This is a genomic window from Paenibacillus sp. FSL E2-8871 (assembly GCF_038000345.1).
Lineage (GTDB): Bacteria > Bacillota > Bacilli > Paenibacillales > Paenibacillaceae > Paenibacillus_AQ.
The window spans coordinates 2,080,074-2,095,939 of the sequence record NZ_JBBOBV010000001.1; the positions used below are offsets into that span (position 1 = coordinate 2,080,074).

Sequence of the window (15,866 nt, forward strand, 5' to 3'; positions counted from 1 at the left end):
TGTTTTTTATAGAATTTGCACTCCTCTGGTAAAATAGAAATAAGATAAGGTCGTATACAAAGGTGGGATTGAATGATGAAGGGAATACCCAATGGAATTACGTTTGGCAGAATCATTTTGGCAATGTTGTTATTATTCCTCGATCCGCTAAGTTTGGCCTTCCTTGTAATTTATATCCTTTGCGGGGTCACCGATCTGATCGATGGACCTATTGCTAGAATGACGAACACAACAAGTAGCCTTGGAGCAAAACTGGATTCCGCAGCCGACACGATACTGATAGCGGTCTCCTTATTTACACTATATCCGCTTCTGGGACTTACGCTCGAAATCATGATATGGATCTTCATGATCGCGGTCATCCGTCTAACATCGATAGGGGTTGCCCTCCGAAGATTCAAAACTTACGCAAGCATTCACACCTATGGCAATAAACTGACCGGACTCCTCTTATTTATAACTCCTCTATGGCTTCTCCACATCGATCACACCATTTGGAATGTCTTTGTATGTATCATTGCTACCATATCCGCCGTGGAGGAATTCATCATCCAATTCACTTCAAAACAATTACAGTTAGACCGAAAAGGATTGTTCATTAAAAATTGATCCATTAGAAGCGGCTTTCACCCTTCGATTCCGACAAACTCAAATAGTCGAATTTCACTGAGCAGCCTTCACCTTGGGGAGATTGTGCGACAACACCTGCTACGCATTCAGCACCTTCCTTCATTCCAAAATATCGGATCAGTGTCCAATTCGCTCCGTCCTCTGAATAGGAGAAGGTAACACAATGATTTTGTTTGGTAATACGCAAATACGGATTGTCTACAGCAACTTGTACGGAGTTACAATCATCTGACATCCCTTCCCTTGTCACCACAGACACGATTATGGGATACTGTCCGTCAAACTCAAAGCAAATTTTGGCCCAGTTATAATGGTCCATCATAAACATGAGGCAGCCTGAATCATATTTATGCCGCATATTGACACTAATTCTGGTCGTCATTTCAAAGGAAGTACCCACAGAGGTGGATAAGAATGGCGCTGAACTTGCGAAATGTTTACCTGCCGGGTCTTGGAAAAAATCCGATTTAGGTGGTGCAATTATTGTAAGCTCATCTAAGTCTGTAAACTCCCAACGCTCGGGGCAATTCATCCAGCTCAGTTGTTCTCTTGTCTCTTTTACAAATAAGTTATTTGTCATTCTAATTCTCCTATCATGAATGGTTTTTTGATCACAAATTTTCCTTTCTCTGTAATAATGGCAGGTAGCTTTTATTTTTACAATCAATGATGCAACAATAGTGAAATATTCACATAATTTTCTAAAGAAAAACCAAAAAGGGATAACTCTAAGGAGTTACCCCATGATCATAATCAATCCTTAACAGGAATGATAAATGACACCGTAGTTCCCAAGCCAGGAATACTTTGAATGTGCAAGCCACGTCCATATAATTGCGTCAATCTTCTATCCGTATTAAGCAGCCCAATACCTTGATTCTTATAGCCATTCGGATTTAACAGCATGCTGACTTGTGCTTCGTCCATTCCAATCCCTGTATCTACAATGTTAAAATGAACAGCATCCGCACGTGTCTCAATGTGAATACGCAGTGTTCCACCTTTAGCGCGACTTAAAACGCCATGTCGAACAGCATTCTCAACTAGTGGTTGAATCGTAAGCGGAGGCATCAACATTTCAAGATTTGCATCTACTTCCCATTCCACATGGAGTCTCTCTTCAAAACGTTGCTGCTGGATATATATATAATTCTCCACCAGTTTAAGCTCCTGTGACAGCGTAACGAGCTTGCCTGCATTTAAGAAGTCAAAACTTATGCGCAAATAAGTTGTGAATGCATCTGATAGCTCTCTCATTTTGGCAGTGTCAAAGTCACTTAAGGACATGATCGAATTCAGTGTATTGAAGAGAAAGTGTGGATGGATCTGCGCTTGTAAATAAGCACCCTCCATCCTCAACCGATCATTGACCGCTCGCTTCATAGATGAAAGGGACAAGGCTCGATACTTCAATTCCATCGCATCTACCGGTTTGGTGACATAATCATTTGCTCCAGCCAAGAAGCCCGCATAGACATCCTCCCGCTCACTACGAGCAGTCAGTAGTATAATAGGTAATTCATACATCGTGAACCGCTCACGAATCAATCTTGTCAATTCATAACCAGACATGCCCGGCATCATCACATCAGTGATGATCAGATCAAATCGATCATGGTTTAACTTATCCAGCGCTTCCCGTGCAGAAGTCGCAGTCACCATCTGATAGGTTCCATCTGACAAAATATTTTGTAAAACTTTTAGATTGACCGAATCATCGTCAACTGCCAGAACACGTATAATATCAGAGTCTGAATCAACCTTAGAGAGTGGCTCTACTTCCTTCGTGGAATATGTGGCAGCTACCATAGTAGATGTCTCAGCTGTTATCCATGCGCTGAATGGTGATAATGTTATCGTATCCTTTTCTAGTTGAACATCCGAAATAGATGATTGAACACGCTCATCTACTACGGGTAATTTGAAGCTGAACTTACTCCCCTGACCCGGCTGCGATTGCAGCAATAATTCACTCCCGTGCAGCTCGACCAGTTCCTTGCAGATGCTAAGTCCCAGTCCAATACCACCTTCCCCGTAAGCCCCTTGTTCATAGCGCATAAAGACACGTTTCTTCAATGCCTCATCCATACCTATTCCTGTATCCGTAACATGTATCCATACATCCCTACCCACTTGTTCAGCGACCAGTTCAACCTTACCCTGTTCGGTATACTTAAGTGCATTATGAACAAGATTTATCAGAATCTGTACCAATCGCTCCTCATCAGCATGTACACGCGGCAAATCCTCATTAATATGCATGCTAAGCTCCACCTTTGTTCCACCGGTAAGGAAGCGTAACATATCCAGCACACCCTCAGCCAAGGAGTTTACATGCACTGCTTTTATATTCATCACAATCCGTTTATCCTGCAATCTCACCACATCAAGCAAATCATTCAGCATGAGCGACATCCGCCGACTAACCATAATTAGCAGTTCCATATCACGTTGACTCTCTTCATCCAGCACATGTTTTTTCCTCGTTAACACGCTCTGGGCAATATTCATAATTCCATGTAGGGGAGTCCGTAGTTCATGTGACGTATTCGCCAGAAAACGGTCTTTTAATTTATTCGTCTCTGCCAATTGAGCGTTTAATAACACATTCTGATGGGACTGATTAAAGTATCTTCTAAACCAATAGGCAGAAAAAGTGGCTAATGCAGCAATTAAATCTACCGGATAAAACATAAATTGCGAGGTTCCTACGTAATAAACAGACGCCCATAGTATATTGTTAATCACAGCAAGCACTGAACATAATAAAAATAGTGCACCCTCAGCTCGAATGGATACCATCTTTATAAAATAATAAGCCGTCCAACATACTGGAACGTAATACAGGATCATATAGACCCCTTTTTCGATTGAATATAGCACTGTCTCTTCTGGACCAAAGATTATAAATAGTGTAAAAACGAGGAGTGAGAAGATGTAACTATAAAAGGCCTTGCCTTTCCGCAGATTCCCATAAAGCTCTCTACCCATCAGGAACAGGAACAAGCAGAACCCTATATACGAAAGAACCTTTAGCTTCAACGTCCAGGCAAAATCAACCTGAAGAAACCGGAACAATAGTCCATTATGTTCAACCCCAATGGATACAGCCGCTGCAACCATCATCGAGAAGAAAATAATCAACTCTGTTTTTCGCACATCCATCAAATAGATGATCAATAAATACAGCCCATGTAGTAGAAGCAGTACCCCTACGATTAGCTGCAAGCCGATGGAATTCCAGTAGACTGTATCTATCTCATGTTGAATGCCAAACTCTACAGACCTAACAATGCCTCCTTTTAACGGAGACTCATAATTTGATGCCCGAACAAACAGATCCATTTGTTTCTGATCTATCGATGTATAACTGATCAGGAATGACTTCGCGACAGAAACATGGCCTTCTTTCTCTTCAGATAACTCACCAAACCGTGAGAGAACTGTTCCATTAATCTCCACTTCAGATGCAGTATAGATAGATTGGAACCAAAAGCTAAGTGGCTCAGATAAGGGTTGATCCAGCAGAATTCGCAAATGATAAGTTCCGTATCCATATGCCTTTTTTTGCTCTTCAGGCTTAAATATAACATCCCAGTTACCCGGTACCTGAAGCCTCTGCCCCTTCGTAGCGTTGTCGATATTGGTAGCATTCACCCATTGTTCAGGATAAAATTCCCATTCACCATCCAGCGGAAAGGTTCTTAGTGATTCAATGTCCACCCCACGTAAATCTAACACGCCTTGCTTCACAGCAGGAGGATTGGATAACGAAAAATGATTATACCAGCCCCAACGTACAATAATTAAAATACCGATAAATACTACTATGTATAACATATGACTTAGCTTAATTTTATTCTCCGAAGTTCTCATGTACGCCTCATTCTTCGATAAATTTAGTAGTGCTATATTCCCATCTTCCACTATTGAATAATATAGTCTGATTATACTATATTGTGAGGTTTATAGAGGTGGGTAATCCTAGTTTCAAAGGACAAAAAAAAGAAACTCCGTTTTGAGCGGAGTTCCCTTTTTTTAAATTATATCGAATCACTACTCTTGTTCATTAGCATTTCTACCATTTCTTGATAACCCCTATTTTGCGCATGCTGTAAGGGACTAACTCCGTTAGAATCTGCTATATGAATATCAGCACCATGATGTATTAACAATTGCACTATAGCCTGATGTTCTTTGCCCCCATCGCCTAGTATGATAGCTTCTAGTAATGCAGTCCAACCCAGATTATTGACATGATCAATATTGACGTCAGAACTTGTAAGAAGTTCTTCCACAATATCCACATGACCACGGTCTGCAGCAGGGATGAGTGCGGTCCCCCCAAACCTATTCACAATTGAGGTATCAGCACCTGCAGCAATAGATACCTTCACAAAATCAAGCATTCCTTCAGCGCCTGCATAAAGAAGTGGATTATCCGAGCGATTGTCGCGGATATTGATATTGGCACCTTTTTCAAGCAATAATTTGAATATATCCAGTTGATTCGTGTGTACAGCGATTAAAGCGGGCGTTCTACCCTCATTATCTGTAACATCAATATCTACACCGTCTGTTAATAGTATTGTTATAAGCTCCTTATCTCCTTGACGAGTCGCTGCTAAAAGCGCTTGGTTCAGCTTATCCATTTCATTATTCACCTCCTGAGTTGATTGCTGCCCTTGGTTGTTTAACACCTTGAAATCATCGGTCTGACATCCTGATATAAAGAGTAAGAGTGTTAAGACGAGAAAGCGCATGACATTCAACACCTTCATGTAGACTCCCCTTATTTCGAAGTGAATGTGGCTTGAGAAGTTGCCCATGCGCCTAGTGGTGTTACAGTATACACTGTCCCAGCAGCCAATTTACCGCTATTCGTAATATCGAATACACCAACAGCACCTTTACGACTGGAGAATTTATAGGTTGCAACCCATTTGTCTCCGTTTGGAGCGGTTAGTTGTACACTACGACCCGAAAACAATTCATCGCCAGGGTCTTGAGCCAAGGATACATTGATGGATGTATCGCTGACAGCTTCAGCGCCAGAGATTTGCAGTGGAGATATTTCTTTTGCTTCGAATGAAGGATTTGCTATATTGGCCCAGTCAGATGTTACGGTATATTTCACACCCGGTTTCAAGACTTGTCCTTCAGGAAGCCGGAATTTCGGCTCAATCTTACCATCTGTTGATTGTGTAAATGGAACATACTTGGCAACGATGGATTCTCCACCTTCTGGGGTAATCGTTACTTGTCTACCTTGCATGGAAGGAATGATTTGATACGTGATGCCATTTGCTCTGTTGTTCTCATCCAAAACAAATGCGTTAGCACCACGTCCACCACTGTATGCAGAGATGACATATCCATAGTCAATGACGCCATTTGTTTTCAGAGCTTCAATCTCAAAGGTGTCGTTGGTTACCTGAGTGGTTGCTGTCATATCCACCTTGGCTGCGTTTCCTTCAAATGATCCTGCATTCTTACCTTTGTACGTTAAATTATAGATTGTTCCAGCTTTTTGCACCGATGTAGGAACAATGTACGTTGCAACAGAACCCGATTTCAGCCGCGGCATATTCGTTAAGGTTAGACCGTCATTGAATACAAAATCTTCTTTTGCTTTAGCAAACACCTCATTCTCAGCTGTCAAAGGAGCATCCAAGGTTACGATTAATGTAATTTCATTGATCGATTTCACACTTGTAATTTGAGCTTTATCGGATGGCATTGCTTTACGTGCTGTATTCAGTAAGGCCGCTGTTTCGCCACGTGTTACAGGTCCAGAAGTGGATTTCAATTTATTAGCCCAGTAGTTAACCGATAAGACATCACGCTTCAACGCCTTCGATACAACTTGCACGATTTCTTCATCCGTTACCGTTTTATTAGGGCTAAATTTACCATCTTCCGTTTCCATTATCCCTAAACCAACAAGTACTGACGCATATTTGTAATACCATACGTTCGAATTCACATCGGTGAATGGGGCAGTGTTCTCTTCAGCGCTTTGTAATTTAAAAGTCAATACTACCATTTTCGCTAATTCTGCACGATTGATTGGATGGTGCACACCCATCGAATGATCTGAATAACCCTGTAACACACCTAGTCCCGCAAGTACTTCAACGGCTTCTTGAATTTCTTTATCTGAAAACTTAGATGCAGCTGCGGATATTCCTATGTTGCCTGATGTAGGTGCTGCTTGTACATTTAACACGGCAAAGGGTAAAGAAGTTGCGCCTAGTGTTGCTGCGATCATTAATGCTGCTGCTTTTTTAGAAACGATTCTCACTGTATTTCCCCCTCTAAAATCATTAAGTTATTTGTTGCTCATGTCTATAACTGAATGATAAAGGAAAGAAATAAACTCCCCAGAAACGATTTATTAATAAAGTATTAACTAGAGTTTAAAATTATCGAAAATCTTAAAGAAAAACGCCATTACACCGTAAACCGGTATCCTGCACCCCACACCGTTTCAATATATTGTGGATTCGAGGGGTCCGCTTCCAGCTTCTCCCGTATTTTGCGAATATGAACCGTAACCGTTGCGATATCTCCGCTGGAGTCCATCCCCCAGATCCGTTCGAATAAATCATCTTTGCTGAATACCCGATTCGGATGACTCGCTAAAAAGACCAGTACATCGAACTCCCGCGCGGTAAACAAAACCTCATGATTACGTACATACACTCTGCGGGCATTTTTATCGATATGAACTCCACGGATTTGGATCTCATGCTTCTCCATTGGCTCTAGCTTGCTGAGCATGCGTTCATATCTCGTTAGGTGCGCTTTCGCTCTTGCCACTAATTCACTTGGACTAAAGGGCTTCGTAATATAATCATCCGCTCCGAGATTAAACGCCCGAAGCTTATCGATCTCCTCTTTCTTCGCAGATACGATAAAGATCGGCACTTCCTTAGCCTCCCTAATACGGCGGCATAATTCAAAGCCATCGATGCCAGGTAACTGCAAATCTACGATAATAAGATTATAATCCCCTTCAAGAGCCTGCCCAAGCCCTTCAGAACCTGTATGACATATATCAACGGCAAAACCGTTCAGTTCAAAATAATCTTTTTCCAATTGCGCTATCGTTGCCTCATCTTCAATAATCAGAATCCGTGTCATGCGAATGAAATCCTCCTTCATCGGTCGTTCGCTTTAAAGTAAAGAACAAGCTTGATCCCACACCTGGTTCACTTTCCATCCATATCGACCCACCATGCCCTTCAATAATCTGACGAGCTATCGCAAGACCAAGTCCGCTACCGCCTGTCGATAGATTCCGAGAAGGCTCTGCACGATAAAACCGTTCAAAGATATGTGGAAGTGCTTCAGCATCAATACCCATTCCATTATCCTTCACTTCAACAGTCACCCATTCACTATCCACTTGCAGAGAAAAACGGATTAAAGGGTCCGGCTTGTCCATATACTTCAGCGCATTTCCAATTACATTCAGTAATACCCGTTTTAATTTATCTAAATCTGCAACAACCTCAATACGCTCGGAGTTATGGTCGTCTAGCTGAAATGAAACTCCTTTATTTTCGTTATGGTAGCGCATCTCTTCGATACAATCCTCAAGGAATGCAATAATATCCACAGCTTCGAACGAAAATGGGACCTGATTCAAATCCAGCTTGGAATATAGGAACAATTCATCAACCAATTTATCCATTCCAATGGTTTTGTTATAAATAATGTCGACGTACATGTCCATCTTCTCAGGTGTATTGGCGACACCATCTCGTATGCCTTCAATAAACCCTTTAATATTCGTAATCGGAGTACGTAAATCATGTGAAATATTTGAGATTAATTCTTTCCGATTCTCCTCATATTGCAGACGAAGGCTCACTGACTCTTGTAACCTCTGTCTCATCGTCTCAAACGCTTTATTTAACTCCCCAATCTCATCTTTGGATTGCAGGTTAAGTTCAAATTGAAGGTCACCCTCTTGAATTCGTTCTGCGGAATCCCTTAACTTGTTCAGTGGCTTAATAACACTTCGTGTAATCCAGCGATATAATAGTACATTCGCAACCACAAGAACGCCAATTAATATCAATGAAAAGATCGGTAGCAGCCTCCGTGTGAGTTCCGCAAAAGGACTATGCTCTTTGATGACGAAAACACTGCCTTTCGCCCCATCCGAATATTTAAAGTCAAATTTGGCATAGCCATAAAATCTTTCTTTAATATTAAACGTGTTACGAATCTGATAGTTATTGAGATCGTAAGGAGGTAAAGCATCCTTTAATTCAGGTTGATTGAAGGTGCGCGATTCAAACACAGGGTCATTTACTCGCCTTACAAATAGTCCCGCTTTCTCTGTCTTTAGCTTAAAATCATATTCCAGTAACAAATCCTTGTTCTGCAATTCATCCGGGTCATGCTTGGCTAAATACTTTAATTCTAAAAAAATCGACTCTTCTTGCTCCGACAACGGATTTAATTGATAGTGCACTTTATAAAAATCCCGAAGACTATGAACATCTCCAGTTGATGCAATTGTAAATAAAGCTGCCGTCATTACGATGATAAGTAAACTAACGACTAGCATTCCCGTATAAGATAACAGTAATTTTATCCGAATCGACACGACTGTTCCCCTCTCACTAACATTGGATCCGCTAAATAGTCATCTCCGTATTTTAGTGAAATACTATCACATGGGGAGAGCGTTTGCTAACAGAAAAAAACTTCTACCAACACTTCGGCAGAAGTTTTTATAGAACTTAATTTACGCGAGATCATCAAATGCTATATAGATTGATCTGATGATTTTCCTATTTCGGGTTGGTCGCGACTCCAGAGAATGTTTGGACTTCCGGCCGCTGTTGTCTGCAGATTTCTTGATTTATACCGTTCTTAACGGTTGAAATCCGCAGACTGCCTATGCTTTCGAAGCGAGCTTTCCTACGGAAAGCTTTCGGGCGGACGCTACCGCTCCTACAGTTCCAAAATTCCCTTCCACCACTTTTCCCTTTTTTGAATATTTTCAAGTTCATTCTATATTGGTACGTTTTCCAGTGATGAGAATACTTTATCGAAGCCTGCTTTAGAACGAGAAAATAATTCAGATGAACTTTGCGCGGAAGCTGGCGCCAGAACTTCTTGGGCGATCACACCGGCATACCCGATCTTTTTCAGGCTTCCCAAGAATCCTGTGAGATCAATAGAACCTTCTCCTGGATACAATCGATCGAAATCTAACAATTCCTCTGTCGGTAGAGGTTTAGCATCATTAATATGGACATATGCAATTTGATACGGTTGTAATTTCAGCAGATCCTCACTCGTTAATCCATTCGTATGCCAATGGTAAGAATCCAATAACAATCCGATGTTCCTTACTTGAATCGTCTCCATCCAGCTCAACGTATCTTGCATCGTCCAGATCAGTGGATTTGCCCATTGTGTACGTAAGTGATGAGGGCCTACGAACTCTAATGCTAATGTAATTCCATAAGCGCCTAATATTTCCGCGCATAGTCTTAAACGTCTCGTGGCTGCAATCATGAACGGTGCGACCGGAAGATCTGTTGAAGGTAAAATATATGTACAACATGTCATACAATTTAATGCAGCAGCGGCCTCAGCCATTTGGGTAAGCGATTTCAACCCTTCCCTGAAGCTTTCCTCTGTTGTGCGCCAATCTACCGCTAAACCAAATGATCCTAACATGATGCCATGGCTTTCCAGCAATTGAACAGCCCCATCCTTACCATACTGCTGCACTAACTCCAATGGATTTGCGTCTATCGACTGAAAGCCGAATTGGCTCGCAAGTCTGATATATTCTTCATTAGAACTGAGTTCACCCAAACCTGCTGTTGTTAATCCTCTTATCATCGTCGTTCTCCCCCTTATGACCAATCTAACAGTTCGTCATATCTAGTCTAGCGCATCGTGCACTCGAATAAAACCATCTCTAGTCCCCTTTAACAAATTCTACGATCTAATTGCAATAATGTTTTTTGTCAAAAATTAAGATGGAGGAGGTAAGTTTATGTAGGGGGGACGACAAGCCCTTCCTTTCATTTTCGTTCAAAGATCCTTATACTTGCTTGGAGAAGCATTTCAAGGGAGATTGAACAGTATGGACATAAAAAAATTGCAATACTTTATCGCAGTAGCAGAGGAACTGCATTTTAACCGTGCAGCAGAGAAGCTGAATATGACGCAGCCTCCCTTAAGCCAGCAAATTCAAGCTCTGGAGAATGAGATTGGTGTGAAACTATTAGAACGGAACAAAAGACAAGTTCGTCTAACGCCAGCGGGGGCGGTATTTCTAGAGGAGGCTAAATCCATTTTATCTCAACTGGAACGCTCTATTAAAACAACACAATTAGTCGATCAAGGAATTATCGGACATTTGAATATTGGATTTATAGATTCTGCAGCTGGTGGAGTATTGGTTGATATGTTAAAAATGTTTCGGGAACGTTATCCACAAGTACAACTCACATTACATGAGATGACGTCTGCTCAGCAGTGGCAGGCTTTACATGAAGGAACGATTCACATTGGATTTGTACGTTATACAGAGTCGGGCAAGCATATCGACCATCGTCCCTTAGTCAATGAATCGCTTATTGCCGTTTTGCCAGAGCAGCATCACCTAGCTCATTTACCGGTGTTATCCATTCGCTCTTTAGCTTTAGAGCCATTTATATCGTTCCCACGTCATTTAGGAGCTCCTTTTCATGACCTCATTATGAGCTTCTGCGCCCAACACGACATGTATCCGAATGTTGTACAGGAAGCCATTCAGATGTACACCATTGTAAACTTGGTAGCTGCTAATCTTGGAGTTTCCATTGTGCCCTCTTCAGTTGCTATTTTTCAGCGCGAAGGTGTCGTATTTCGCCCCTTTGAAGAAAGCACACCATCGATTCCCCTTTATGCCGCTTGGAGAACCGATTGCGATCGTGCCTCCTTATCCGCGTTACTAGAGATCATAGGACAAATGAGTTCAGAAGCTATTCATGGTGAATAATATAATATTCAGCCCGTTTTTCTAGGATCACGTTCAACGAGTCCTTCTAGCACCCTATCGATTTGCATCATAACTTCCCTATCCAGACGAACTCCCGCAGCTTTGGCATTTTCTATTACTTGCTCAGGCTTGGATGCCCCAATAATTGCAGATGAGACTTGTGGATTTTGCAACACCCATGCTATAGCCAACTGCGGAAGCGTCAACCCAACTTCACTGGCGATGGAAGAGAGATTCGAGACCGCCTCAAGCACCTCAGTCCGAAGCCACTGACCCGCCAATTTGTTCATAAATGGTGAGCCCGCAGCTGTTGAAGCACGAGAACCCTCTGGCAATGGTTGCCCTGGCATATATTTACCTGAAAGAATCCCTTGAGCAAGCGGTGACCAGACCACCTGTCCAATCCCTTCCCGCTCACAAGCTTGAACTACCTCCGTCTCCATCACGCGCCATAACATCGAATATTGAGGTTGACTAGCCACCAATGGCACCTTCAATTCCCTCGCCAAAACAGCACCTTCTGCTATCTGATCCGCCGTCCACTCACTTATCCCGACATAGAGAACCTTACCTTGACGCACCAGATCCGAAAAAGCCAAGAAGGTCTCTTCAAGGGATACTGTTGCGTCAAAGCGATGCGCATAATAGATATCAATATAATCGGTCTGTAATCTGTTCAGTGAAGCATGGCACGCCTCCATAATATGCTTGCGAGACAGACCTCTTGCGTTACGTCCCGTCCCTGTGGGATGGCACACCTTGGTACACAATTCGATATCAGCTCTGTGCACTCCTTTTAATGCTTGGCCCAGCACCATCTCAGCTTTCGTATCGGAATATACATCTGCAGTATCAAATGTTGTGATCCCTACATCCAATGCAGCGAGAACACAAGCATGGGCAGTATCATTGTCCACTTGAGCACCATGTGTAATCCAATTACCATAAGCAATCTCACTTAGATGTAAACCACTCGTTCCTAATTTGCGATAGTTCAATTTATACCCTCCTTTAGATAACAATCTGATTGTAACAAAGAGATATTAATACGAGAAATACTCTTTGATATGCGATTTAATTCAAAAAAGATATTACTGAGATACTTAAAGATAATAAAAAACGCCCTTTAGGCGTTTTTTTCGGTAAATATTTTGTTTTGAAACTCTAACTTCGCCTATACTCCGGTGAGTATTAACCTCCAAGCCTTGTTACCGCACCACAACTAACAGTACAATAATTCCGAGCCAAAACAGCCAGCTTAATGGGTGACCGAAATTTAATCCCCAGCCGACTCCGAGCCTTTTCTTGACGATTAGGTTTGGATCTTTGGGATTGAAATAAATCATACCAAATCGCCATTTATCATCATCATGGACAGGTCTGACATTGGAGCTATCGGCAGATCGCTCCAAGCGGCTTTCGCCCTGACCAGCCCAGAACGTTAAGGCCAAGGCGTATAGGATAATAAGGGCTATTATGATTAGGATAATAGGGATAGCGAAATTCATGTTAAGCAGAGATATCATGTTTAGTTGCACGACAGAAAACAGGATAACCATTAAGAAGCTTGCTGTAAGCATAAAATATGACCAAGTACGGCGGTAAGTTGCGTCTTGTCTGATGGAACGGTTAGGATCATTGGGTTGAACCTGCTGCTTTACTCTGCGAATACTCCAATTCTCAAATATGAACAAAAGTGTTATGAACACTTGCATTATCGTAGGCATAAACACAGAACTAAAAGATTTAGCTGCATAGCGGTCTACGTTCCAACTGCTGTTGTAATGGATCGGAATCTGATCAGGAATCAGATCGTAGTTGTATAGCACAGTTACAATACTAACAACAGTAATTAAAACATGAATGAGGAACCAATTATTAGACAAGCCAATGTTTCTTTTCCGAAATCCAGTGTCCACTGCCATGATCGATGGTTCCAGAGCAATAGGCAGCATAGGTAGTAAACTTTTCATTTTGAAATGATAGCTAATGTTTATGACTAGGGAGATTCCGACCATGGCGAGTGAATAAGTGACAATGATCCAACTTTGTTGCTTGGAATGTTCACCACCGTATATTAGACAGATGATACAAACAATGAATAGGTTGGTATGCAAGGTAGCACTAACCCTAGCATATGACTTCCGCATCTGGCGCAGAGGCTCACTATGGAATTGTACAGGGCTGACGGTGACCCCAAAACTAATCGTCTCTCTTGTTAAATAAGGCATGCTTACCATGAGTACAATGGCAGGTACAAATACAAAGATCATTACTATAACAGGCATTATCGTCATATCATTCGCCTCCTCTTATACATAAGTGTGTATTTGAAAACTCTATAACCCTTATAGCATAGGCGATTCATCACTACGCCTTTTTGCGTATGATGATCCTATTAACTTAGGATAGGTAATCGACTTGAACATAAATTTTATTATAATCGATTTTAGTGACTATAGGGATGAAATTAACAATTTATCCAGTTTTTTTGCTACACAGAGCTACTCATCTGACAACTGAATTATGGCAAGTACATCTGTTTGAAATTCTATGTAGGTAAAGGACTCGCCTCGTATCTGCAATGGTGCGGATTACTGCGTCAGAGTATAAATAAGTCCGTCCATGCTTAATATAATACTTGCTCAGGTTTGTTCCATTAAGATATTTCTCTACAATCGCTCGATAAATCGGACGCTTCATTTCATCCACCAGTACCGACCTTGTGTTCTTATCATAATAGTATGGAAACAGTTGCTTTCCGTTTGTCAAAATGCCTTTCTTCACTCCAGCCTCTTTGTCCTGCTTCATTCTTCGCATAATCGTTTTGTATTCTATTCTGGCAAAAATGGACATGAAGTCAAAGGATACATTGAGTTAATTCTTGCCCTATCACTATCTAACCTGATTACTTCTACGGATATTTCTGCTTGAAATCCTATTCTTATTTGCCATGAAATAAACCCAAAAAGAACCGAAGCGTATTTACACCCCGGTTCCTTTACTGACTTATTATATGCCATCATAAATAGAATCTTTATCACCACTAAATACATCAATCATCATTAATGCTCCTATTTTATAACCTTGGATAAAAGATAATGCTGAATGCAAAGAGCTTGAGTCACTCTGTAAATCGAATAACTTTTCGACTTGATCAAAATCTTCCTCGGATAACCTCTCTTTGAGCATCTCCAAAAAATTAATGATTTTCTGATTAATCTTCTGCAATTCCGGATCACTTGGCTTAATTAACTCATTCGGACTCAATCTTCCATAATAAAAATCCTCCAAAATGATCACCATCATGCCTCCTTTCGCAACTAACACTCCTAACACGTATAAATTTTATGCGAAAATCGCATAAATAACAATATGCAATTTTCGCATAAAGTAAACTTGGCTTGGGTGATGAGCATTGTACACAAGAATCCGCGACTTACGCGAAGATAAAGATCTGACACAGCAACAAATGGCTGAGCTTTTACATATTACACAAGCCACCTACTCCCGCTACGAGAATGGAAATTTGGATGTTCCGAGCGCCGTTTTAATTACGCTAGCTAATTTCCATAAAGTAAGCATCGACTATATTTTAGGTCAGACAGATAACCCTAAGCGCAATCCCAGCAAAAAATAATAATCCGCAACACAAACAAGCTTCTGTGATATTCACAGGAGCTTGTTCACGTCTAGGCTAAAGCATAAATAATTACTTCAATGCTACAAACAAATCAATCTCATTCTCTAGACTTTCTGGTTTATATCTTTCATCCCAAATTTCAAAATCATAATCCTTAGGTTCATTTCCAGTTTCTCTAATCCATTGTCCATATAAATAGTCATATGAACGACTAAGTTCCGATTCAAGTCCCTGATGTGTGTAAGTAACATACTTACTCTCACCGACAGCATGACCTATCATATCTAACGGAACATCACCTTGTTTACTTACTTCATAACAAAGAATATGTGTAAACCTGTCAACCTGAGGATTAAAATCGGGCTCCATAGGATAAATCTGTATTAAGATTACATTCTCATTTTTCTTGTCTTGAATTTCGTCTTTTCTTTCAAATAGCGAATCATAAATGTTCTTACCAAGACCAGACTCAAACTCATTAATATCTGCTTCAATTTTGTAACCTACAACATGAAAAGGGGATAATGTTACTACTTTAGCTTCCAGAAAATCTCCTCCATTCAAAATAAG

14 protein-coding genes are annotated in these 15,866 nt (G+C 41.1%); 3 read left to right on the plus strand and 11 right to left on the minus strand.

Going from position 1 to position 15,866, the window contains the following annotated elements:
• Positions 1 to 72 precede the first annotated feature (72 nt).
• Positions 73 to 609 (plus strand): CDP-alcohol phosphatidyltransferase family protein, encoded by a 537-nt coding sequence (locus NYE25_RS09655; protein ID WP_341053103.1) that lies wholly within the window; start codon positions 73 to 75, stop codon positions 607 to 609.
• A gap of 4 nt (positions 610 to 613) precedes the next feature.
• Here NYE25_RS09655 and NYE25_RS09660 read toward each other — a convergent pair whose 3' ends face one another.
• The 7 genes from NYE25_RS09660 to NYE25_RS09690 form a co-directional block, all read right to left on the minus strand.
• Positions 614 to 1,210 (minus strand): DUF1349 domain-containing protein, encoded by a 597-nt coding sequence (locus NYE25_RS09660; RefSeq protein WP_341145785.1) that lies wholly within the window; start codon positions 1,208 to 1,210, stop codon positions 614 to 616.
• Positions 1,211 to 1,383: 173 nt separating this feature from the next.
• On the minus strand, positions 1,384 to 4,506 hold the full coding sequence (locus tag NYE25_RS09665) for an ATP-binding protein (RefSeq protein ID WP_341145786.1): 3,123 nt from the start codon (positions 4,504 to 4,506) through the stop codon (positions 1,384 to 1,386).
• A gap of 167 nt (positions 4,507 to 4,673) precedes the next feature.
• Positions 4,674 to 5,282: an ankyrin repeat domain-containing protein gene (locus NYE25_RS09670; RefSeq protein ID WP_341147710.1), complete on the minus strand. Its 609-nt coding sequence runs from the start codon at positions 5,280 to 5,282 to the stop codon at positions 4,674 to 4,676.
• Between the two features lie 140 nt (positions 5,283 to 5,422).
• Complete coding sequence (locus NYE25_RS09675; RefSeq protein WP_341145787.1) at positions 5,423 to 6,934, minus strand: S-layer homology domain-containing protein; 1,512 nt, start codon at positions 6,932 to 6,934, stop codon at positions 5,423 to 5,425.
• Positions 6,935 to 7,083: 149 nt separating this feature from the next.
• The gene (locus tag NYE25_RS09680; protein ID WP_076299284.1) at positions 7,084 to 7,776 is read right to left on the minus strand and encodes a response regulator transcription factor; all 693 of its coding nucleotides are present in this window, start codon (positions 7,774 to 7,776) and stop codon (positions 7,084 to 7,086) included.
• Positions 7,754 to 9,253 carry a sensor histidine kinase gene (locus NYE25_RS09685; protein WP_340971100.1) on the minus strand — a complete coding sequence of 500 codons (1,500 nt, stop codon included), beginning with the start codon at positions 9,251 to 9,253 and terminating at the stop codon, positions 7,754 to 7,756. The genes NYE25_RS09680 and NYE25_RS09685 overlap by 23 nt, the downstream gene beginning before the upstream one ends.
• A 410-nt stretch (positions 9,254 to 9,663) precedes the next feature.
• Positions 9,664 to 10,506, minus strand: a complete 843-nt coding sequence (locus NYE25_RS09690) for a sugar phosphate isomerase/epimerase family protein (protein ID WP_341145788.1) — start codon at positions 10,504 to 10,506, stop codon at positions 9,664 to 9,666.
• Between the two features lie 247 nt (positions 10,507 to 10,753).
• Here NYE25_RS09690 and NYE25_RS09695 point away from each other — a divergent pair, with 247 nt between their 5' ends.
• Entirely contained in the window at positions 10,754 to 11,653 is a 900-nt protein-coding gene (locus NYE25_RS09695; protein ID WP_341145789.1) for a LysR family transcriptional regulator, read from the plus strand.
• 8 nt (positions 11,654 to 11,661) lie between these two features.
• Here the strand turns inward: NYE25_RS09695 and NYE25_RS09700 are convergent, their stop codons facing one another.
• From NYE25_RS09700 to NYE25_RS09710, 3 genes are all read right to left on the minus strand, one after another.
• Complete coding sequence (locus tag NYE25_RS09700; RefSeq protein WP_341145790.1) at positions 11,662 to 12,651, minus strand: aldo/keto reductase family protein; 990 nt, start codon at positions 12,649 to 12,651, stop codon at positions 11,662 to 11,664.
• Between the two features lie 210 nt (positions 12,652 to 12,861).
• Positions 12,862 to 13,950, minus strand: coding sequence for a DUF1648 domain-containing protein (locus NYE25_RS09705; protein ID WP_341145791.1), 1,089 nt, complete (start codon positions 13,948 to 13,950; stop codon positions 12,862 to 12,864).
• 715 nt (positions 13,951 to 14,665) lie between these two features.
• A complete protein-coding gene (locus NYE25_RS09710; protein ID WP_256721703.1) occupies positions 14,666 to 14,962 on the minus strand; it encodes a DUF6809 family protein in 297 nt (98 codons plus the stop codon).
• A gap of 109 nt (positions 14,963 to 15,071) precedes the next feature.
• Between NYE25_RS09710 and NYE25_RS09715 the strand changes: the two genes are divergently transcribed.
• A complete protein-coding gene (locus tag NYE25_RS09715) occupies positions 15,072 to 15,293 on the plus strand; it encodes a helix-turn-helix domain-containing protein (protein WP_076285355.1) in 222 nt (73 codons plus the stop codon).
• 72 nt (positions 15,294 to 15,365) lie between these two features.
• On the opposite strand, the gene NYE25_RS09720 is transcribed toward NYE25_RS09715, so the two are convergent.
• Positions 15,366 to 15,860 (minus strand): GyrI-like domain-containing protein, encoded by a 495-nt coding sequence (locus NYE25_RS09720; protein ID WP_256721701.1) that lies wholly within the window; start codon positions 15,858 to 15,860, stop codon positions 15,366 to 15,368.
• Between the last annotated feature and the right edge of the window lie 6 nt (positions 15,861 to 15,866).